Here is a 21,654-nt window from a genome sequence, read left to right on the forward strand (position 1 = left end):
CTGGTGATAAAAAATACAATCTGGCGCACGAAATTGTCATTAATTCGTCCTTTACTTGCCTCGAGTCAGCAGTATGATCGTGTCGCTGATTCGGGAGGAACACCATGCTGGACTCATTGATTTCCGTTGCAACACTTTCCGTTGCAACACACGGCGCTGAAATTGGCTCCGCGGCAAGCCATTCGCCGCAGGCTGCTATTGCCGCCGTTTTGTGTGCCGCACTGATTAACTTCTTTAGTTAATCCTATATACCCTAAATAATTCGAGTTTCAGGAAGGCGGCAAGAGAAGGAATCCCGATGAGCTTACTCAGGTAAGTGATTCGGGTGAGTGAACGCAGCCAACACACCTGCAACTTGAAGTATGACGGCTATAAACGTTTGAGAACAGCCAGTCGGTACTAACATCGACTGGCTGTTTTTTTGACTAAATCACGCGGGAAAATTGCTGTGTTCTGAGCTTGCTACGTAGATAAACGTCAAAGCACATACAGATATTGCGGATCAGCAAACGTCCTTTCGGCGTCACCACCAGCCCGTCTTCCTGACTCTCGACCAGCCCGTCGGCCACCAGCGGAGCAAGCAGTGCTAAATCCTGCTCAAAGTAGGTTTTAAAATCGATAGCATATTCCGCCTCAATGGGCGAATAGCTGAGCTGGAAATTACAAATGAGCGTCTTAATCACATCGCGGCGGAGGCAGTCATCACGCGTCAGCTGTAACCCACGCCACAAGCCATTCCCTTGGTCCTTGACCTGCGCATAATACTGCTTCAGCTCTTTCTGGTTCTGAGCATAGCTATCACCGATCATACTAATCGCCGAAACGCCCATTCCAAGCAGATCGCTATCGCCCTGCGTCGTATAGCCCTGGAAATTGCGATGCAGTTTCCCTTCTCGCTGCGCCACCGCCAGCTCATCGTCCGGGCGAGCAAAGTGATCCATACCGATAAACTGATAGCCCGATTGCGTCAGCGACCCAATCGTCTGTTGCAGAATATCCAGCTTTTGCTCCGCGCTCGGCAAATCCGCTTCTTTAATCTTGCGCTGCGCGGCGAACAGGCTGGGTAAATGCGCATAGTTAAAGACGCTAAGTCGATGCGGGCTTAATTCCGCAACGCGCTGTAGCGTAAAGGCGAAGCTTTCCGGCGTTTGTTTCGGCAGGCCGTAAATCAAATCGATATTGGTTGAAGTGAAACCCAGCGCCTTTGCCCGTTCAATAAGGGCAAAAATAAAGTCTTCATCCTGCTCACGATTGACCAGCTTCTGCACGTCTTTATTAAAATCCTGCACGCCCATGCTCAGGCGGTTGAACCCTTCAGCCCGCAGATGATCGAGGACGTCCAGCTCAATTTCTCGCGGATCGACTTCAAGCGACAGCTCAGCCTGATCGGAAAAAGAGAACTGCTCGCGCAGCAGCGACATCAGTCGGCTGATTTGTACTTTATTCAGATAGGTTGGTGTACCGCCACCCCAATGCAATTGCGTCACCGTTCGCCCAACGAACAGCGGCGCACGCTGGCGGATTTCCAGTTCCAGCACATCAAGGTATTCATCCGCTTTATGCTGCTGACGCGTAACCAGCTTATTACAGCCGCAGAAATAGCACAGCCGATGGCAAAAAGGGATGTGGATATACAGCGACAGCGGTCGCTGCGGATAACGGGTAATGGCCTGCTGAAACGCTGGCTCATCGTAAGCTTCGCTGAATTCTAACGCTGTGGGATAAGACGTATAACGCGGCCCAGAATAGTTATATTTTTGAATCAGGGCCAGATCCCAGTCAACGGACGGTATCGACATATTCGCTCACTCCTTCCAGTTTTTACTCGGTGGGTTATCCTTCCCCTCCTTCAGATCACCAAAAATGGCGTTCAAAAGCGTTTCCTACGTTTTGTTACTCGTCTCATCCCTGAGACTCGCCCTAAGGGCCGTCACGTTGTGACGTTCAAAAACGCTCCCGGCGTTTTGTTACTCGTCTCATCCCTGAGACTCGCCCTAAGGGCCGTCACGTTGTGACGTTCAAAAACGCTCCCGGCGTTTTTGTCTTGGGCGTAGGCGTCGCACCTGATTCATGCGCCCATTAAACAGGGCGCGGTGCAACCGGTGCTTACGCTTCGACAATAGCCATAGTTTACTGAACAGACAGAGCAGATAAAACGCAACCAGCAATATCAGGAACAGAAACAGCCATTTCATTGATTAGAACGTGTCTTTCGGGTTATTACGTTTCAAAAGCTGCAACATATCTTCCTGCGGCTCTTCTTCGTCATCATCACCCAGCTCAATTCCAAGCTCTTCCATCAGGATGTCGATACGATCCAGCGTTTCATCAACCCATGACTGATCTTTAGCGCTTAGCGTCTCGCCGCTATCCAGACGATCCAACAAAGCATCCAGGCGCGCATCGTTTTCTAACATTTCCAGCTCTTCTTCCGGCGACATTGTCGGCTTCGCAGCAACGACTTTCTCCACAGGCTCAGAAGGCTTCGATTTAGGCTTAGGTTTAGCCACAGCGCTGTCTAACACGCCAAGCTGTACAGGTTTTTTGCTGCCGATACGCGGATCGGCAACTTTACGCTGACCAGAACGCTGATCTGTAGAGGCTTTTTCCTGAGTTCGGCTGCCCGACGCGTTGCCACGGTGCTTTTTATCTTTTTTCCGCTCGCGCGCTTCACGCTCCAGCTCTTCGCGGGTCTTTCTTTTTACTTTGGGTTTCCCTGCCTTATCGGCAGCCCCTTTGACAGGTCGGTTCATAATATTGTTCTCAGGTACACAGATATAAGGGAAGTGCGGCGGAATCTAGCAGAAAGCCCGCGAATAAAAAAGCGTCCACATCAGACAGCTGAGCTTTTCTTTTCGCATCAGTCTGCTGCATTTCACGACAGATAAAGCCGCCTTTATTGTCAGTTACAGGTATAATCCCCAACCAGACAGAGATCCAGATAGAGATAACCATCGTGACCCAGCAATATAACTACCACATGACGCGTTTTATCATCAGCGCCCCGGATATTCGCCATCTGGCAACAGATAGCGGTATTGAAGTGGCCTTTGCTGGGCGCTCTAATGCCGGAAAATCCAGCGCACTGAACACGCTGACCAACCAGAAAAACCTGGCACGAACCAGTAAAACGCCAGGCCGTACTCAGTTGATTAACCTGTTTCAGGTGGTAGACGGCGTGCGTTTGGTCGACCTTCCCGGCTATGGCTATGCCGAAGTGCCGGAGCAAATGAAGATCAAATGGCAACGTGCGCTCGGTGAATACCTGCAAAAGCGCAACAGCCTTAAAGGTCTGGTTGTGCTGATGGATATTCGCCATCCGCTGAAAGATCTCGATCAGCAAATGATTCAGTGGGCAGTTGATGTCCAGCTTCCAGTCTTAGTGCTGCTGACCAAGGCCGATAAGCTGGCTTCAGGCGCGCGTAAGACACAGTTGAACATGGTTCGCGAGGCAGTCTTACCATTTATGGGTGATATTCAGGTCGAAGCATTTTCGTCACTGAAAAAGCTCGGCGTCGATAAACTACGGCAGAAATTGGATAACTGGTTCAGCACGTTGGAACACGCTGAAGAAGAACAAGAAGCAGAGTAATCCTTTCGCGTGGTGTAGAGTATCATCACTCGCATCACGCCCCCTACTTTCCCGCAATGATCACCCACCAGAAACGTTATTTTCACACGCGTAACCGTGTTGACATGTTGCTGTCTGCTACACGGCTACCGGCGTTTTGAGGGTAAATATCCTAGATAAAGCCCATAAAAAACGCCCCGCTCAAAACTGAGCGGGGCGGCTAATATTCAGCCAAATCCGATTACGTGAAGTAAAAGGTCTGAAAGATAGAACATCTTACCTCTGTACCCTACGTCTTTAACTCTACCCTATTTTTTCACGGGAACAAAGGCTTTTTTGTTGTTTACTTTCATAGAAAATGGTTATCGATTACACAAAGTTAAACCAGGTCACACAATACTGTTATTTAATTACAGAAATAGCGCAAGAATCGGCCATTAATGTGCTTCATCCCAGTTCATGCCCGTACCGATGTCTACCTGTAACGGAACATTCAATTGCATACAACCTTCCATTAATGCTTTGATTTTACTAATGGATTCTTCAATAACCGAATCATGAATCTCGAAAACCAATTCATCGTGAACCTGCATGATCATCTTCACCTTCGGCGTGTCTTTCTGTAGCCAATCGTCAATCGCGATCATTGCTTTCTTAATAATATCAGCAGCGGTGCCCTGCATTGGGGCGTTAATCGCCGCACGTTCTGCGCCTTTACGCGCCATCGCATTACGAGAATGGATATCAGGCAGATAGAGACGGCGACCGTCAAGCGTGGACACATAGCCATGCTCTGCGGCCTGTTGGCGCGTACGCTCCATGTAATCCTGCACACCTGGGTAACGCTCAAAATACAGGTTCATGTATTTCTGCGATTCGCTACGGGGAATATTCAACTGACGCGACAGACCAAATGCGCTCATGCCGTAGATCAGACCAAAGTTGATCGCTTTCGCACTGCGGCGCTGTTCTGATGTCACCTTATCCAAGGCGATGCCAAACACTTCTGACGCCGTTGCCCGGTGGATATCCAGCCCGTTAGCAAACGCGTTCAACAGCCCTTTATCACCGGATAAGTGCGCCATGATACGCAGTTCGATTTGCGAGTAGTCCGCCGCAACAATGCTGTAGCCCTTCGGTGCAATGAATGCCTGACGAATACGGCGCCCTTCGTCATTACGCACTGGGATATTTTGCAGGTTCGGATCGCTGGAAGACAAACGCCCGGTCGCGGTAACAGCCTGATGATAAGACGTATGAACACGCTTCGTCGCCGGATTGATCATCAGCGGCAGCTTATCGGTGTAAGTAGATTTCAGCTTGGCCAACCCACGATATTCCAGGATCAACTTCGGCAGAGGGTAATCCAGCGCCAGTTCAGCCAGCACTTCCTCATTGGTTGACGGTGCGCCTTTTGGCGTTTTCTTCAGAATCGGCAGCTTTTGTTTTTCATACAGAATACCCTGTAGCTGCTTGGTCGATGAGAGATTGAACTCTTCGCCCGCCAGCTCATAGGCTTGTGTTTCCAGCTCTGCCAGACGGATTGTGAGCTCTTTTGAATGTTCCGCGAGAATAGCAGGATCGATCAGTACACCTGTACGCTCGATGCGGGATAAAACCGGCACCAGCGGCATATCAATAGTCTGGAAAACCTGGCACAGATCGGCATGCGGCTGGAGTTTCCCCCAGAGCTTCTGGTGTAGATGCAGCGTAACGTCCGCATCTTCAGCTGCATAAGGACCAGCCTGTTCCAGCGCAATCTGATTAAACGTCAGCTGATTTTTTCCCTTACCCGCGATCTCTTCGAAGGTAATGGTTTTGTGGCTCAGATAGCGTTCGGCCAGGCTATCCATATCGTGGCGGCCCGCGACGCTGTCGAGCACATAAGATTCCAGCATGGTATCAAACGCGATGCCGCGTAAATCGATGTCATACCGCTGCATCACGCCTTTATCAAATTTGAGATTCTGACCAATCTTAAGCAGCTTCTCATCTTCCAGCAGCGGTTTGAACAAGGCCAACACCTTGGTGCGATCCAACTGTTCCGGCGCATCCAGATAGTCATGCGCCAGCGGCAAATAAGCGGCTTCACCCGGCTTAATTGCGAATGACAGCCCAATCAGATTAGCGGTGAGTGTATCCAGCCCGTCGGTTTCCGTATCAAAAGCGAAAACTTCAGCCTGTTTTAAACGCTCAACCCAATCGAGCAGCGTTTTTTCATCAAGAATCGTGACATAGCCTTCGGCAGAAAGTGTAGGCGCATTATCTTCTTCAGCAACTTGCTCAACCACCGCGTTACTGACAGCCTGGACAGGCTGGCTGCTCTTTTTACCCTGCATCCAGGTACCGGATTCAATATCTGATAACCAGCGTTTAAATTCATAACGGGAAAAGAGACGATGCAGTTCATCCACATCCAGCTCGTTAACGGTGAGCTGATCGCAGCTAAGCTCCAGCTCGACATCCGTTTTAATGGTGGCTAGCTGATAAGAGAGGTAGGCCACGTCTTTGTGCTGTTCCAGCTTCGGCGCCATGGTCTTCGCACCACGGAAGGAAAGCCCGGCAATTTTATCAAGATTGGCATAGAGCGAATCCAGCCCGCCGAGCCCTTGCAATAGCGCTTGAGCCGTTTTTTCACCCACGCCAGGTACACCGGGAATGTTATCTGATGCATCCCCCATCAGCGCGAGGAAATCGATAATCAGATCAGGAGGAATACCGTACTTATCACACACTTCCTGTGGGCCAAGAATCGAATTATTCATGGTATTAATAAGCGTCACGCTCGGCGTCACCAGCTGCGCCATATCTTTATCGCCGGTACTAATCAGCACCGACTTACCCGCTTTTTCCGCCTGAACGGCGAGCGTCCCAATCACATCGTCCGCCTCTACGCCGGAAACCGCCAGAAGCGGCAGCCCCATTGCTTTCACCATCTTATGCAGAGGCTCTATTTGCTCGCGTAGATCCTCCGGCATCGGTGGACGGTGAGCCTTATAATTTTCGAATAGTTCATCGCGAAACGTTTTTCCTTTCGCATCAAAAACGACGGCAACGTGGCTGGGCTGATATTGCAACAGCAAACTGCGTAGCATATTCAGTACGCCATACATTGCACCGGTGGCTTCTCCCGCGCTGTTTGTTAACGGTGGGAAAGCGTGATAAGCACGATACAAATAGGATGAACCGTCTACCAGTATTAAAGGATTTTCTGCAATCTGAGCCATAGCCTGCCATGATCGTTGTGGTCTGTCATAGCGCTAAGCATGCCATAGGTCAGGGAAAGAGACGATCCTTAACGTGAGGTATTGGCTGATTTTGCATGGATCCTCGCAAGATCTTCCTGTGGATAACTTTGTGAATAGTTTTATCCGCTTAATTGTTAATTTCCCCTATTATCTTAAGTTATTTTTTTATATCCCTTAATTTCATGAAGTTATAATATAAGCTGTTTATTTTTAAGGCGTGATAAACCGTCATCCAATTTGTGGATATAAACAAACAGATAAATAGATATTGCGAGATGATGAGATATAAAAGATAAGAAGATGAACCACGGTAAGGTATAAAGTCATGCGGTTTTACCCGCATGACTTATTAAATAATTACTTCTTGGCAATGAGGAACTTCACCACGTCAGCGTACTGTTTTACATACCCATCCATTGAACTGGTATCAAGACCATCATTCTTGATCATATATTTACCGTTAACGAACATGGCTGGAACACCACGTAATTGTAAATCTGCCGCCGCTTTTTCCTGCTGGGCAACCAAAGATTTCACAACAAAGCTATTCAGAGCACCATCAAATTCTTCCGCACTCACGCCAGCTTTCACAAAGACTTCGCGAATATCTTCCGGTTTTTGTACGGTCTGTGTTTTCTGAACGGCATCAAACATCAGCGGGGTAATTTTATCTTCAACGCCCAGCGCCATAGCAACAGCCCATGCCTGCGTCAGGTTTTTACCCAATGGGCCCAGGAAGTCCACGTGATAACGTGTCATCTTCGTACCTTCTGGCAACGCTTTTTTTACTGCATCTGGAACGTGGTAAACCTGTTCAAATTGATAGCAGTGCGGGCAATAGAATGAGAAGAACTCAAGAACCTGAGACTCTTGGGTTGCAGGTTTATCTAATTCTACATATTGTTTGCCGTCAGAAAACTCTGCAGCAGAAGCACTAAATGCCAGAACAACGCCCATCAGCGCAAGCCATAATTTTTTCATAAATTTCACTCTCTCCATTTAATTTCAGTACATTGGCATTAGCTGTAGAGGAGGTTCCTGCAACAGCTGAGTTTGCCCAATAAATATTGCCGTTTGCTTCAACCAGAAATCAGCATCCGTCATCCAGGGGAAATTTTTCGGAAACGCGGGGTCTTCCCAGCGCCGGGCAACCCAAGCCAGATAATAAACCTGCCGCATCGCGCGAAGAGGCTCAATCAGCGCGAGCTCTTTCTCCTGAAATTCCGCAAATTCGCTATAGGCTTCTAACAAGATATCCAGTTGAATACGTTGTTCACGACGGTCACCATGCAACAGCATCCATAAATCCTGAATTGCTGGACCATTGCGGGCATCATCCAAATCCACAAATAGCGGACCATCACGCCACAAAATATTGCCTGGATGACAATCCCCATGCAGACGCAGTGGCCGCCAGTCGTTATGCCAATAAGTTTCAACTGTATCAATCAGTTGACGGGTCGCTTGTAAAAAATCATGTCGATGTATTTTCGGTATTAGCGGACATGTCTCCAACAACCGATAAGATTCATGCAGATATTCATTTACCCCTATCGTCGGACGCTCGGTGAATAACGATTTCTGCCCCGTCTGGTGAATCCGGCCGAGAAAACGACCGACCCACTCTAGCTGGTCTTCATTATCCATTTCATACTGCCGCCCACCCACGCTGGGGAATACAGCAAAATGAAACCCTTCATAGACGTTCAACGTTTGCCCATTAAGCGAGACGGGCGCGACAACAGGGACTTCATCTTCTGCCAATTGCTGGGCAAAAGTATGCTCCTCCTGAATCTGCACCGCGCTCCACCGTTCCGGACGATAAAATTTCACCACAAATCGTTTACGATCTTCATCCGCAAACTGATACACCCGATTCTCATAACTGTTTAATGCCGTCAAACCAGAATCAACGCGCAGCCCAACATCCAGCAAGGCATCCACGATCAGATCTGGGAATAGCGTCTGAAAATTAAATATCGAACTATTCATCACGGCCACAAATGGTTAGAGGCAACGTAAGAGGTATGCGTGCAATAGTTAGCATCATGAACGTGTTATTCCTTTCCACTAGTCTTTAATAACTCCCCGGGCACGAAGCAAAGCTGTCTTAAAATCTTCTTCGTAGTCCTTCTTCAAACCGGGGATGACTTGTTCTTTATCTGCATCACGCATTTTTAGATGGTAAATAAGGATATCATCAGTCAGTTCATTTAACTGCCCCTCAAACCCCGCCTCCTGTGCAAGGTTTTGTAAAAATTGCACCAGATTTAAATCGGGCTCTTTTTGCCAGGCTGGGTGCAACAGTTCAATCAACTCATTAACACGATGACATTTCATTTTTTTCTCCTTAAAAACGATTTGTACTCAATAAATTTCAATATGCAGGAAGCGACTTGAACGCTATTTAGTATATAGCGATAAAAATAACAGCCTTGCTCACATGAGGAAAGAACTTGGTCTTCTGCGAAAGTTTTCAGAGAATAGCGTATGGTTTAGCCCCACAAACTTTCGGTAGAGGAAAGTGGGTATCGATAATTGGAAAGTGAAATGATTACAGGCGTTATTCTCGCAGGCGGACGGGCAACACGCATGGGCGGGCACGATAAAGGTCTGGTAGTACTGAACGGTGTGCCACTATACCAGCACGTTCTGTCTCGGCTTAAAGCACAGGTCGATGAGGTCATGATCAGCGCTAACCGCAATCAGGCTGTGTATGCGCAAAGTGGCTGCCGCATTATTAGTGACTTTGATACAAGCTTTCCAGGCCCGCTGGCGGGTATTCTGAGTGGATTACATGCCTCTCCATCCGAATGGGTTGCATTCGTTCCTTGCGATGTCCCAGCGCTCCCTTGCGATCTGGTAAACCGCTTGTGGCAAGCACGTGGGGAAGCCAATGCGGCTTATGCCACTGATGGAGAACGGCCACATCCCACATTACTCTTAATCAATAAAAACCTTATTGAATCACTAGAGACCTATCTGCATCTCGGAAACCGTAAGCTGATGCTATTTATGGAACAGGTTGGAGCAAACGCCGTTTCATTTAGCGATCAGCCTGAAGCTTTTCGCAATATGAATTCGCCTGAAGATTTATCCAATTGGGAGGAGCAACACCGTGAATCGTAATCGTGTCCCTTTGCTCGCTATTACTGCTTATAGCGGTACGGGTAAAACGACATTATTTAAACACGTCATCCCGCTACTGACTAATCATGGTATTCGAGTAGGACTCATTAAACATACGCATCATCAGATGGATATTGATACGCCAGGTAAAGATAGCTATGAGCTACGTAAGGCAGGCGCAGCACAAACTATTGTTGCCAGCAGCCAAAGATGGGCGCTGATGACCGAGACGCCTGATCAGGAAGAACCCAATATTTACGATCTAGCAGGGAAAATGGATGCATCAGCTCTCGATCTAGTGCTGGTTGAGGGGTTCAAACACGAGAAGATCGCTAAAATAGCCTTGTTTCGCCAATCGTTGGGTAGAGAATTAAGTGATTTGATCGATGAATATGTCATTGCGATTGCAGCGGATACTGAGATAGACGCCCAACTTCCTGTGCTCGATATCAATCAACCAGAACAGGTTGCTGCTTTTATCCGACAATGGCTCAAAAATAACCGTTTGTAGTGCGGAATAAACTACCGCTCACACTGAACCATTGGATAATGTCTGGCAGAAAATGGGCTTCTGAACCCAAAAAAACTAAACCCTCCCCATGCGCTGTATCCATCATGTGATCTCCAGATTTTTGTAAATCCACCCAATTCCCATAGCAAAAAGCCCCTGTCTTTCGACAGGGGCTTTCACTTATTTGATGCCTGGCAGTTCCCTACTCTCACATGGGGAAGCCCCACACTACCATCGGCGCTACGGCGTTTCACTTCTGAGTTCGGCATGGGGTCAGGTGGGACCACCGCGCTATCGCCGCCAGGCAAATTCTGTTTCATTCCAGCCGTTACTTTACATGACTTTCTCTTTGTCATCTCCGTAACCACCAGAACCAATCTCTGAACAAGCTGAATATCGTTCTCTATGAGTCTTTAAAACACCTTCGGTGTTGTAAGGTTAAGCCTCTCGGGTCATTAGTACTGGTTAGCTCAACGTATCGCTACGCTTACACACCCAGCCTATCTACGTCGTCGTCTTCAACGGCCCTTCAGGGGCATCTAGTGCCCAGGGAAGACTCATCTCGAGGCAAGTTTCCCGCTTAGATGCTTTCAGCGGTTATCTCTTCCGCACTTAGCTACCGGGCAATGCAATTGGCATCACAACCCGAACACCAGTGGTGCGTTCACTCCGGTCCTCTCGTACTAGGAGCAACCCCTCTCAATCTTCCAACGCCCACGGCAGATAGGGACCGAACTGTCTCACGACGTTCTAAACCCAGCTCGCGTACCACTTTAAATGGCGAACAGCCATACCCTTGGGACCTACTTCAGCCCCAGGATGTGATGAGCCGACATCGAGGTGCCAAACACCGCCGTCGATATGAACTCTTGGGCGGTATCAGCCTGTTATCCCCGGAGTACCTTTTATCCGTTGAGCGATGGCCCTTCCATTCAGAACCACCGGATCACTAAGACCTGCTTTCGCACCTGCTCGAGCTGTCACTCTCGCAGTCAAGCTAGCTTATGCCTTTGCACTAACCTCCTGATGTCCGACCAGGATTAGCTAACCTTCGTGCTCCTCCGTTACGCTTTGGGAGGAGACCGCCCCAGTCAAACTACCCACCAGACACTGTCCGCAACCCGGATTACGGGCCCACGTTAGAACATCAAACATTAAAGGGTGGTATTTCAAGGTCGGCTCCACGCAGACTGGCGTCCACGCTTCAAAGCCTCCCACCTATCCTACACATCAAGGCTCAAGGTTCAGTGTCAAGCTATAGTAAAGGTTCACGGGGTCTTTCCGTCTTGCCGCGGGTACACTGCATCTTCACAGCGAGTTCAATTTCACTGAGTCTCGGGTGGAGACAGCCTGGCCATCATTACGCCATTCGTGCAGGTCGGAACTTACCCGACAAGGAATTTCGCTACCTTAGGACCGTTATAGTTACGGCCGCCGTTTACCGGGGCTTCGATCAAGAGCTTCGCCTTGCGGCTGACCCCATCAATTAACCTTCCGGCACCGGGCAGGCGTCACACCGTATACGTCCACTTTCGTGTTTGCACAGTGCTGTGTTTTTATTAAACAGTTGCAGCCAGCTGGTATCTTCGACTGATTTCAGCTCCGTGAGCACGTCACTTCACTTACCATCAGCGTGCCTTCTCCCGAAGTTACGGCACCATTTTGCCTAGTTCCTTCACCCGAGTTCTCTCAAGCGCCTGAGTATTCTCTACCTGACCACCTGTGTCGGTTTGGGGTACGATTTGATGTTACCTGGAGCTTAGAGGCTTTTCCTGGAAGCGTAGCATCGGTTACTTCATCACCGTAGTGACTCGTCATCACGCCTCAGTGTTAATGACGACCCGGATTTACCAAGGTCATCCACCTTCACGCTTAAACCGGGACAACCGTCGCCCGGATAACCTAGCTTTCTCCGTCCCCCCTTCGCAGTAACACCGAGTACAGGAATATTAACCTGTTTCCCATCGACTACGCTTTTCAGCCTCGCCTTAGGGGTCGACTCACCCTGCCCCGATTAACGTTGGACAGGAACCCTTGGTCTTCCGGCGTGCGGGTTTTTCACCCGCATTATCGTTACTTATGTCAGCATTCGCACTTCTGATACCTCCAGCAGCCCTCACAGGCCACCTTCGACGGCTTACAGAACGCTCCCCTACCCAACAACACCTAAGTGTCGCTGCCGCAGCTTCGGTGCATGGTTTAGCCCCGTTACATCTTCCGCGCAGGCCGACTCGACCAGTGAGCTATTACGCTTTCTTTAAATGATGGCTGCTTCTAAGCCAACATCCTGGCTGTCTATGCCTTCCCACATCGTTTCCCACTTAACCATGACTTTGGGACCTTAGCTGGCGGTCTGGGTTGTTTCCCTCTTCACGACGAACGTTAGCACCCGCCGTGTGTCTCCCGTGATAACATTCTTCGGTATTCGGAGTTTGCATCGGGTTGGTAAGTCGGGATGACCCCCTAGCCGAAACAGTGCTCTACCCCCGAAGATGAGTTCACGAGGCGCTACCTAAATAGCTTTCGGGGAGAACCAGCTATCTCCCGGTTTGATTGGCCTTTCACCCCCAGCCACAAGTCATCCGCTAATTTTTCAACATTAGTCGGTTCGGTCCTCCAGTTAGTGTTACCCAACCTTCAACCTGCCCATGGCTAGATCACCGGGTTTCGGGTCTATACCCTGCAACTTAACGCCCAGTTAAGACTCGGTTTCCCTGCGGCTCCCCTATTCGGTTAACCTTGCTACAGAATATAAGTCGCTGACCCATTATACAAAAGGTACGCAGTCACCTAACGAGTAGGCTCCCACTGCTTGTACGTACACGGTTTCAGGTTCTATTTCACTCCCCTCGCCGGGGTTCTTTTCGCCTTTCCCTCACGGTACTGGTTCACTATCGGTCAGTCAGGAGTATTTAGCCTTGGAGGATGGTCCCCCCATATTCAGACAGGATGTCACGTGTCCCGCCCTACTCATCGAACTCACACCTTGTGCATTTTTGTGTACGGGACTATCACCCTTTACTGTGCGACTTTCCAGACGCTTCCACTAACACACAAACTGATTCAGGTTCTGGGCTCCTCCCCGTTCGCTCGCCGCTACTGGGGGAATCTCGGTTGATTTCTTTTCCTCGGGGTACTGAGATGTTTCAGTTCCCCCGGTTCGCCTCATTATGCTATGTATTCACATAATGATAGTGTGTCGAAACACACTGGGTTTCCCCATTCGGGTATCGTCGGGTATAACGCTTCATATCAGCTTACCGACGCTTATCGCAGATTAGCACGCCCTTCATCGCCTCTGACTGCCTAGGCATCCACCGTGTACGCTTAGTCGCTTAACCTCACAACCCGAAGATGTCTTTGATAAATCAAAGTCACTGTCGCGCTGCGATTATTTGAGAGACTCATTGACAGACTGACTCACCACGACACACCCGAAGGCTGTCATGCATGTTCAGCTGTCATGTTTCAATTTTCAGCTTGTTCCAGATTGTTAAAGAGCAAAACGTCGCAGTGCACCCTAACAGGTACACTCTGAAGTTTTCTATAGCGCGAGTAGTGATGGTGGAGCTATGCGGGATCGAACCGCAGACCTCCTGCGTGCAAGGCAGGCGCTCTCCCAGCTGAGCTATAACCCCATCGTTGCTTACAGATACCTTAGATACCACTCACGGAAGAGTTGGTAGGCCTGAGTGGACTTGAACCACCGACCTCACCCTTATCAGGGGTGCGCTCTAACCACCTGAGCTACAAGCCTATTAAGGTATTTCTGCTCGTTATTTTCATCAGACAATCTGTGTGAGCACTTCACTTAACGCACATCTTCTTGGTAAGGAGGTGATCCAACCGCAGGTTCCCCTACGGTTACCTTGTTACGACTTCACCCCAGTCATGAATCACAAAGTGGTAAGCGCCCTCCCGAAGGTTAAGCTACCTACTTCTTTTGCAACCCACTCCCATGGTGTGACGGGCGGTGTGTACAAGGCCCGGGAACGTATTCACCGTAGCATTCTGATCTACGATTACTAGCGATTCCGACTTCATGGAGTCGAGTTGCAGACTCCAATCCGGACTACGACGTACTTTATGAGGTCCGCTTGCTCTCGCGAGGTCGCTTCTCTTTGTATACGCCATTGTAGCACGTGTGTAGCCCTACTCGTAAGGGCCATGATGACTTGACGTCATCCCCACCTTCCTCCGGTTTATCACCGGCAGTCTCCTTTGAGTTCCCGACCGAATCGCTGGCAACAAAGGATAAGGGTTGCGCTCGTTGCGGGACTTAACCCAACATTTCACAACACGAGCTGACGACAGCCATGCAGCACCTGTCTCAGAGTTCCCGAAGGCACCAAAGCATCTCTGCTAAGTTCTCTGGATGTCAAGAGTAGGTAAGGTTCTTCGCGTTGCATCGAATTAAACCACATGCTCCACCGCTTGTGCGGGCCCCCGTCAATTCATTTGAGTTTTAACCTTGCGGCCGTACTCCCCAGGCGGTCGATTTAACGCGTTAGCTCCGGAAGCCACGCCTCAAGGGCACAACCTCCAAATCGACATCGTTTACAGCGTGGACTACCAGGGTATCTAATCCTGTTTGCTCCCCACGCTTTCGCACCTGAGCGTCAGTCTTTGTCCAGGGGGCCGCCTTCGCCACCGGTATTCCTCCAGATCTCTACGCATTTCACCGCTACACCTGGAATTCTACCCCCCTCTACAAGACTCTAGCCTGTCAGTTTTGAATGCAGTTCCCAGGTTAAGCCCGGGGATTTCACATCCAACTTAACAGACCGCCTGCGTGCGCTTTACGCCCAGTCATTCCGATTAACGCTTGCACCCTCCGTATTACCGCGGCTGCTGGCACGGAGTTAGCCGGTGCTTCTTCTGCGGGTAACGTCAATCGATAAGGTTATTAACCTCATCGCCTTCCTCCCCGCTGAAAGTGCTTTACAACCCGAAGGCCTTCTTCACACACGCGGCATGGCTGCATCAGGCTTGCGCCCATTGTGCAATATTCCCCACTGCTGCCTCCCGTAGGAGTCTGGACCGTGTCTCAGTTCCAGTGTGGCTGGTCATCCTCTCAGACCAGCTAGGGATCGTCGCCTAGGTGAGCCATTACCTCACCTACTAGCTAATCCCATCTGGGCACATCCGATGGCGAGAGGCCCTAAGGTCCCCCTCTTTGGTCCGAAGACGTTATGCGGTATTAGCTACCGTTTCCAGTAGTTATCCCCCTCCATCAGGCAGTTTCCCAGACATTACTCACCCGTCCGCCGCTCGTCACCCAGAGAGCAAGCTCTCCTGTGCTACCGCTCGACTTGCATGTGTTAGGCCTGCCGCCAGCGTTCAATCTGAGCCATGATCAAACTCTTCAATTTAAGATTTGTTTGATTTGCTGAACTCGTCAGCGATGCTCAAAGAATTAGTAACTGTTTATTCGTAATGAATTTACTGTTGTTCACTCTTCAAGACTTTTTTATATCGTTAAGATACGGTCTTGTGAGTGCCCACACAGATTGTCTGATTAAATTGTTAAAGAGCAGTGCCACATCTTCCGTGGCGCGGGCCGCATATATTATGCTTTTCCGCTGTGAAGTCAAGTCATTACTGACCGCCTTCGTTGAATTTTTTCTGTCACACCAACTTCGTAAGTCGCTGTTGCCGTGTCAGTGGAGGCGCATTATAGGGACTTCTCGGCCACTGACAAGCGCTAAATGCAAAAAAACTACCGAGTGAGGATTTTTTCAGCAAAGTGAATTAAAAGACGCCATTATGCCGGGTTTTTCGCCGCAAATTGAGAGAAAACCTCATCGGACAGACTGGCGTACCATCAATTCCGGCGTCAACACCAGCGCATTAGGTTCAGTATTGGGATGTTCCAGACGATACAAAAGTGTATCCACCGCCAATTCACCGAGTTCATCTTTAGGTTGGTGAACGGTAGTAAGAGGTGGTGACATATAGCGGGCCAGTTCAATGTCATCGTAACCAATAACCGCCATGTCTTGCGGAATAGAAAGTCCAGCCTGATAAAGCGCATGGTAAACGCCAACGGCCATTGCATCGTTACTGGTGAACACCGCTTCAGGTTTATCCTCCAGCGCTAACAACTGCTGCATAGCACGGTAGCCCGCTTCAAACTCAAAATCACCGAAAATTTCATAATCAGCGGGAACGGATAGCCCAGCGAGCTGCATCGCCTGTCGATAACCTTCTAATCGGTTATAGGCGGTCGTCTTGTCTTTTGGACCCGCAATACAGGCTATCTTTTTATAGCCACGAGAAATGAGGTAATTGGTCGCGATCTCTCCACCGAGCAGAGAGTTATCTTTGATGACGTCCATGACGCCCTCAAAGGGGGCCCAATCCATCATGACCATAGGTATTGAAGGATAGCGGCTCATCATTTCGGGCAAAGGGCGATGGCTTTCGGTGCACATCAACAGTACACCGTCGACCCGCTTTTGCAGCAGCGTTTCGAGACTATGGCTCATTCTATCGCGATCGCCTTCGGTATTGCACAGAATCAGACTATAGCCTCGCTCATAACAGCAGCGCTCTACGCCACGAACCACTTCGGCATAAAACGGGTTATTACTGGCAGTGAGCAACATGCCGATGGTGCGGGTCTGGTTTATTTTCAGACTTCTGGCCAGCGCAGACGGCGCATAGTTGAGATCCTCAACGGCCTTCATCACTTTTTCGCGAATGGTGTCGCTGACAAAGCGATTGTTATTAATGACGTGAGATACTGTAGAAGTAGAAACGCCCGCAAGACGGGCGACATCTTTCATGGTGGCCAAAGATCACCCCTGGGTTTGCAAAAATGCGTCGATCTCTTCACGCCACGGGACAGAGGGCTGAGCGCCTCGGCGAGTAACGGCTATCGCAGCTGCCGCATGGGCAAATTTTACTGCGGAGGACATGGGCTTATTTTCCAACAATGCAGTCACTAACGCACCGTTAAACGTGTCTCCGGCGGCGATAGTATCCACGGCTTTTACACGATATCCCGGAATGCGCTGCCCCTGACCGTTTTCACTTAACCATACGCCACGGCTACCCAATGTGATGAGAACCGTTTCAATGCCTTTATCGTGCAGAACCTGTGCTGCGCGAGCCGCATCGTCTTCCGTCTCAACGGTAATTCCCGTCAGGAACTGCGCTTCGGTTTCATTCGGCGTGATCATATTAACCAGCGATAACAGTTCATCGGGCAGTTCACGGGCAGGGGCGGGGTTAAGAATCACTTTCGTTTGGTGTTCATGCGCCAGTTTAGCGGCCGCAATGACCGTTTCCAGCGGCGACTCAAGCTGCATAAGCAATGCTGAAGCATCAATTATGTGTTGCTGATGACGATGAAGATAATCAGGCGTCACAGCAGCATTCGCGCCGGCATTAATCGCGATCATGTTCTCAGCGTCGGCGTTAACAAAAATCAGTGCAACGCCGGTTGTTTCCCCGGAGATAGCCTCAACGGCGGAAACATCGATATTGTCCTTGGATAACTGCTGGCAAATACGGGTACCGATATCATCTTCTCCAACGCAGGCAATAAAGGCGATGTCTGCACCGCTTCGACCAGCGGCAACGGCCTGATTGGCACCTTTCCCACCGAAAGCAACGCTATATTGCTCACCGATCACCGTTTCACCTGGACGGGGAAATTGCTCAAGATTGAGAATATGGTCAGCATTAATACTGCCCAGTACCACCAGCTTACCCGTTTTCATTATGTCGAATCCCGCTACGTTAATAATGCGCCACCACAAACGGGTGGCGCGAGCCCTGCTTTATTCTTTAATTATTTTGCTACCAGCTTCAGGTCAACCGGAATGATGGCCTGAGGTTTTTCACCTTTCAGCACTTTCGCAGCCGTTTCGATACCGATCACACCGATCTGATCAGGACGCTGAGCAACAGTCGCAGCCAGCTTGCCTGACTCAACGGCCTTCACACCATCCTGAGTGCCGTCAAAGCCGACAACCAGCACATCTGTTTTACCTGCGGTTTGCAGTGCACGCAGTGCACCCAACGCCATTTCATCGTTTTGAGCAAATACGGCCTGAACGTCAGGGTGCGCGGTCAGCAGGTTCTGCATCACGTTCAGCCCTTTAGTACGGTCGAAGTCAGCAGGTTGGCTGGCCAGCATAGCGAATTTATTTTTCTCAGCAGATTTCATGAAACCGGCCCCACGCTCGCGCGCGGCAGACGTTCCGGCGATGCCTTCCAGCTGAATCACTTTAGCGCCTTCACCCAATTTCTTGGCAATGAAGTCACCGGCAACTTTACCGCCGAAGGCGTTATCAGAAGCCACATGGCTCACAACTTCACCACTGCTCGCAACGCGGTCCAGCGTAATAACAGGGATCTTGGCTTGGTTAGCCATTTTAATCGCATTACCTACTGCATCAGAATCGGTCGGGTTGATCAGCAGAACTTTAGTTCCACGCACCGTCAAATCCTGAACGTTAGCCAGTTCTTTTGCTGGGTTATTCTGGGAATCCAGCACAATCAGCTCGTAACCCAGTTTGTCAGCTTCTTTCTGCGCACCCTCTTTCATTGAAACAAAGAACGGGTTATTCAGCGTAGAAACCACCAGAGCAACCGTATCTTTGGCCAAGGCATTAGCACTGACAGTCGCGCTCAGCGCAACAGCGGAAACCAGAGTAGCCAGCTTTTTCATATTCATAACTCAATTCCTGTGTGAATGAAGGTTATTTACTGCTTTTGTTATCTACCAGAACCGCCAGCAAGATGACGACTGCTTTAACGATCATTTGGTAGTAAGAAGAAACACCTAATAAATTCAGTCCGTTGTTGAGGAAACCAAGGATAAGTGCGCCGATCAACGTACCAACGATACGCCCTTTTCCTCCAGCCAGACTGGTGCCGCCCAATACTACAGCCGCGATAGCATCCAGCTCATACCCTGTACCCGCCGTCGGCTGTGCAGAGGACAAGCGTGCGACTTCGATAATTCCCGCTAGGGCAGACAACAGCCCACACAGGGAATAGACAATAATTTTGACTTTATCAACACTGATGCCGGACAAACGGGTGGCAGACTCGTTGCCGCCCAACGCATAGATATAGCGCCCCAGACACGTATGATGCAACATGTACCAGGCTGCCGCGAACACGATAGCCATGATCCAGATTGGCGTCGGAATCCCCAGCGGACGACCGATACCAAACCAGCCAAACGCATCTGCTACGTCGGAAAAACCGGTATTAACCGGGCTGCCGTTGGTATAAACCATCGTCACACCGCGAAGTAACAGCATCATGACCAACGTGGCGATAAACGCCTGCACTTTGCCTTTAGATACAATAACCCCCGTACCCGCACCAATCAGCGCCCCCAGCGCCAGTGCGCCAAACACCGCCACCAGCGCATTGACTTCAAGCCCGACGATGGAAGCCGCTACGGCACCGGTTAATGCCAGCAGGGAACCCACTGACAAATCGATGCCCGAGGTCAGAATCACCAGGGTCATGCCGACGGCCATGATGGCGTTCACCGACGTCTGCTGGAGAATATTGAACAGGTTGTTCAGGGTAAAAAAGTTAGGGCTCATGGCGGAAACAACCGCAATCAGGATCAGGAGCGCGATCAGCGATTTCTGCTCCAGTAACCACTCTTTGCTGAACCAGCGTTTTGCCGCGATAGATTGAGAACTCATGTCTGACTTACTCCTGCTTTGCGCCGTATTGCTTACCAACGGCCGCGGCCATCAGTGCTTCCTGGGTAGCTTGCTCAATAGGGAAATCACCGCTCAAGCGCCCTTCATGCATCACAATGATGCGATCGCTCATTCCCAAGACTTCGGGCATTTCGGATGACACCAATATGATGCTCAGCCCTTCTTCTTTGAATTGATTGATTAACTGATAAATCTCTTTCTTCGCCCCGACATCGACGCCACGCGTCGGTTCATCAAGGATCAGGACATTTGGGCGCGTCATCAGGCCACGGGCAATCGCCACTTTCTGCTGATTACCGCCGGAAAGCAGGCCGATAGGCTGCTCCATCGAAGGCGTTTTCACGTTGAACAGGCGAATAAAGTCGGCAACGGTCAGTTGCTCTTCGGCATGTTTCAAACGACCGCCCGCATGGCTGAAATAGCGCAGTGCGGTTAAGGACATGTTTTCTTTTACTGACATGCCCAGCACCAGACCATCACGTTTGCGGTCTTCGGAAATGTAAACGATGCCGTTCGCCAGGCCATCCTGCGGTTTACGGGTCACAACGTCGCGGCCATCCAGCGTCACATTACCGCCAGTTCGCGGTAGTGCGCCGTAGATAATCTTCATCAGTTCGGTACGGCCCGCGCCCATCAGCCCTGCGACGCCCAGAATTTCGCCTTTCCGCACCGTAAAGCTGACACTGTCGACGCCCGGCCCAGACAGGTTCTGTACCTTAAGGCGAACCTCTCCCGGCACTTTATTCGAACGTGGGTACTGATCTTCCAGCTTACGACCGACCATCATTTCAATCAGCGTATCTTCCTCTAAATCACTAACCGGACGCTCGCCGATAAACTGACCATCGCGGAACACGGTAATGTCATCGCAGATTTCAAAGATTTCTTTCAGACGGTGGGAAATATAGACAATGCCGCATCCCTGAGATTGCAGCTCTTTGATCACGCTGAATAACGAAGCGGTTTCAGTATCTGTCAGGGCATCAGTCGGTTCATCCATGATGATGACTTTCGATTCAAAGCTCAGCACCTTGGCAATTTCTACCATTTGCTGATCGCCAATCGATAAATCCCCGACCATACGACGGCTGTCATAGCGCAGATTAAGGCGTTTCAGCAACTTATCGGCTTCCGCATACATCTTGTTCCAGTCGATACGACCGAAGCGGTTGGTAAATTCACGACCAAGGAAGATATTCTCGGCAATTGTGAGTTGGGGAATCAGGTTAAGTTCCTGATGGATAATACCGATACCTGCTTCCTGGGACGCTTTCGGCCCGCTGAAATCGACCTCTTTCCCCAGAAAATGAATGCTGCCGGCATCTTTACGATAGATCCCGGTCAGGACTTTCATCATGGTGGACTTGCCCGCACCGTTCTCGCCCACCAGCGCCATCACTTTTCCCGGATAGACGTTGAGTGCCGCACCGGAAAGCGCTTTAACGCCGGGAAAAGATTTCGTGATGCCTTGCAGTTGCAGTAAAGGTTGCATTG

General features: G+C 50.0%; 17 protein-coding genes, 2 tRNA genes and 3 rRNA genes. 4 read left to right on the forward strand and 18 right to left on the reverse strand.

From position 1 onward, the window contains the following. Positions 1–104: 104 nt before the first annotated feature. The gene (locus tag IG609_RS20035; RefSeq protein ID WP_145962345.1) at positions 105–242 is read left to right on the forward strand and encodes a YshB family small membrane protein; all 138 of its coding nucleotides are present in this window, start codon (positions 105–107) and stop codon (positions 240–242) included. 183 nt (positions 243–425) lie between these two features. Here IG609_RS20035 and hemN read toward each other — a convergent pair whose 3' ends face one another. The 3 genes from hemN to yihI all read right to left on the reverse strand — a co-directional run bounded on the left by hemN (position 426) and on the right by yihI (position 2,753). Next, positions 426–1,799 carry an oxygen-independent coproporphyrinogen III oxidase gene (gene hemN, locus IG609_RS20040; protein ID WP_193399529.1) on the reverse strand — a complete coding sequence of 458 codons (1,374 nt, stop codon included), beginning with the start codon at positions 1,797–1,799 and terminating at the stop codon, positions 426–428. Between the two features lie 219 nt (positions 1,800–2,018). After that, the gene (locus IG609_RS20045) at positions 2,019–2,195 is read right to left on the reverse strand and encodes a hypothetical protein (RefSeq protein WP_164669126.1); all 177 of its coding nucleotides are present in this window, start codon (positions 2,193–2,195) and stop codon (positions 2,019–2,021) included. Between the two features lie 3 nt (positions 2,196–2,198). After that, positions 2,199–2,753, reverse strand: a complete 555-nt coding sequence (gene yihI, locus IG609_RS20050; RefSeq protein ID WP_039510244.1) for a Der GTPase-activating protein YihI — start codon at positions 2,751–2,753, stop codon at positions 2,199–2,201. Between the two features lie 203 nt (positions 2,754–2,956). Between yihI and yihA the strand changes: the two genes are divergently transcribed. After that, a complete protein-coding gene (gene yihA, locus IG609_RS20055; RefSeq protein ID WP_029367904.1) occupies positions 2,957–3,592 on the forward strand; it encodes a ribosome biogenesis GTP-binding protein YihA/YsxC in 636 nt (211 codons plus the stop codon). A 206-nt stretch (positions 3,593–3,798) separates the two neighbouring features. Here the strand turns inward: yihA and spfP are convergent, their stop codons facing one another. From spfP to IG609_RS20075, 5 genes are all read right to left on the reverse strand, one after another. Then, positions 3,799–3,846, reverse strand: coding sequence for a small protein SpfP (gene spfP / locus IG609_RS20720; protein WP_071892919.1), 48 nt, complete (start codon positions 3,844–3,846; stop codon positions 3,799–3,801). Between the two features lie 162 nt (positions 3,847–4,008). Next, positions 4,009–6,798 carry a DNA polymerase I gene (gene polA / locus IG609_RS20060; RefSeq protein WP_193399530.1) on the reverse strand — a complete coding sequence of 930 codons (2,790 nt, stop codon included), beginning with the start codon at positions 6,796–6,798 and terminating at the stop codon, positions 4,009–4,011. Between the two features lie 378 nt (positions 6,799–7,176). Beyond that, a complete protein-coding gene (gene dsbA / locus IG609_RS20065) occupies positions 7,177–7,800 on the reverse strand; it encodes a thiol:disulfide interchange protein DsbA (protein WP_193399531.1) in 624 nt (207 codons plus the stop codon). Between the two features lie 24 nt (positions 7,801–7,824). After that, on the reverse strand, positions 7,825–8,811 hold the full coding sequence (locus IG609_RS20070; protein WP_193399532.1) for a serine/threonine protein kinase: 987 nt from the start codon (positions 8,809–8,811) through the stop codon (positions 7,825–7,827). 78 nt (positions 8,812–8,889) lie between these two features. Continuing rightward, on the reverse strand, positions 8,890–9,159 hold the full coding sequence (locus tag IG609_RS20075) for a YihD family protein (RefSeq protein ID WP_005968263.1): 270 nt from the start codon (positions 9,157–9,159) through the stop codon (positions 8,890–8,892). A gap of 210 nt (positions 9,160–9,369) precedes the next feature. Between IG609_RS20075 and mobA the strand changes: the two genes are divergently transcribed. Together mobA and mobB are read left to right on the forward strand one after the other, a co-directional pair. Further along, positions 9,370–9,948, forward strand: a complete 579-nt coding sequence (gene mobA / locus IG609_RS20080; RefSeq protein ID WP_193399533.1) for a molybdenum cofactor guanylyltransferase MobA — start codon at positions 9,370–9,372, stop codon at positions 9,946–9,948. Continuing rightward, positions 9,938–10,459, forward strand: coding sequence for a molybdopterin-guanine dinucleotide biosynthesis protein MobB (mobB, locus tag IG609_RS20085; protein WP_193399534.1), 522 nt, complete (start codon positions 9,938–9,940; stop codon positions 10,457–10,459). Before mobA ends, mobB begins: the two co-directional genes overlap by 11 nt. A gap of 189 nt (positions 10,460–10,648) precedes the next feature. Here mobB and rrf read toward each other — a convergent pair. From rrf to rbsA, 10 genes are all read right to left on the reverse strand, one after another. Further along, positions 10,649–10,764, reverse strand: a 5S ribosomal RNA gene (gene rrf, locus IG609_RS20090). 129 nt (positions 10,765–10,893) lie between these two features. Continuing rightward, positions 10,894–13,800, reverse strand: a 23S ribosomal RNA gene (locus IG609_RS20095). Between the two features lie 221 nt (positions 13,801–14,021). Next, positions 14,022–14,097, reverse strand: a tRNA-Ala gene (locus tag IG609_RS20100). Between the two features lie 42 nt (positions 14,098–14,139). Further along, positions 14,140–14,216 (reverse strand) — tRNA-Ile (locus tag IG609_RS20105). 73 nt (positions 14,217–14,289) lie between these two features. Next, positions 14,290–15,831: ribosomal RNA gene (locus tag IG609_RS20110) — 16S ribosomal RNA — on the reverse strand. Together the 16S, 23S and 5S rRNA genes with 2 tRNA genes alongside form the textbook arrangement of a ribosomal RNA operon. A 429-nt stretch (positions 15,832–16,260) precedes the next feature. After that, complete coding sequence (rbsR, locus tag IG609_RS20115; RefSeq protein ID WP_193398783.1) at positions 16,261–17,256, reverse strand: ribose operon transcriptional repressor RbsR; 996 nt, start codon at positions 17,254–17,256, stop codon at positions 16,261–16,263. A gap of 3 nt (positions 17,257–17,259) precedes the next feature. Then, on the reverse strand, positions 17,260–18,186 hold the full coding sequence (gene rbsK, locus IG609_RS20120; RefSeq protein WP_039317415.1) for a ribokinase: 927 nt from the start codon (positions 18,184–18,186) through the stop codon (positions 17,260–17,262). A 71-nt stretch (positions 18,187–18,257) separates the two neighbouring features. Continuing rightward, complete coding sequence (gene rbsB, locus IG609_RS20125; RefSeq protein ID WP_039275930.1) at positions 18,258–19,145, reverse strand: ribose ABC transporter substrate-binding protein RbsB; 888 nt, start codon at positions 19,143–19,145, stop codon at positions 18,258–18,260. A 25-nt stretch (positions 19,146–19,170) separates the two neighbouring features. After that, positions 19,171–20,139, reverse strand: coding sequence for a ribose ABC transporter permease (gene rbsC, locus IG609_RS20130; protein WP_193400306.1), 969 nt, complete (start codon positions 20,137–20,139; stop codon positions 19,171–19,173). Between the two features lie 7 nt (positions 20,140–20,146). Beyond that, positions 20,147–21,652, reverse strand: a complete 1,506-nt coding sequence (gene rbsA, locus IG609_RS20135; protein WP_193400308.1) for a ribose ABC transporter ATP-binding protein RbsA — start codon at positions 21,650–21,652, stop codon at positions 20,147–20,149. Positions 21,653–21,654: the final 2 nt, after the last annotated feature.

Source organism: Pectobacterium quasiaquaticum, from assembly GCF_014946775.2.
Classification (GTDB): Bacteria; Pseudomonadota; Gammaproteobacteria; order Enterobacterales; family Enterobacteriaceae; genus Pectobacterium; species Pectobacterium aquaticum.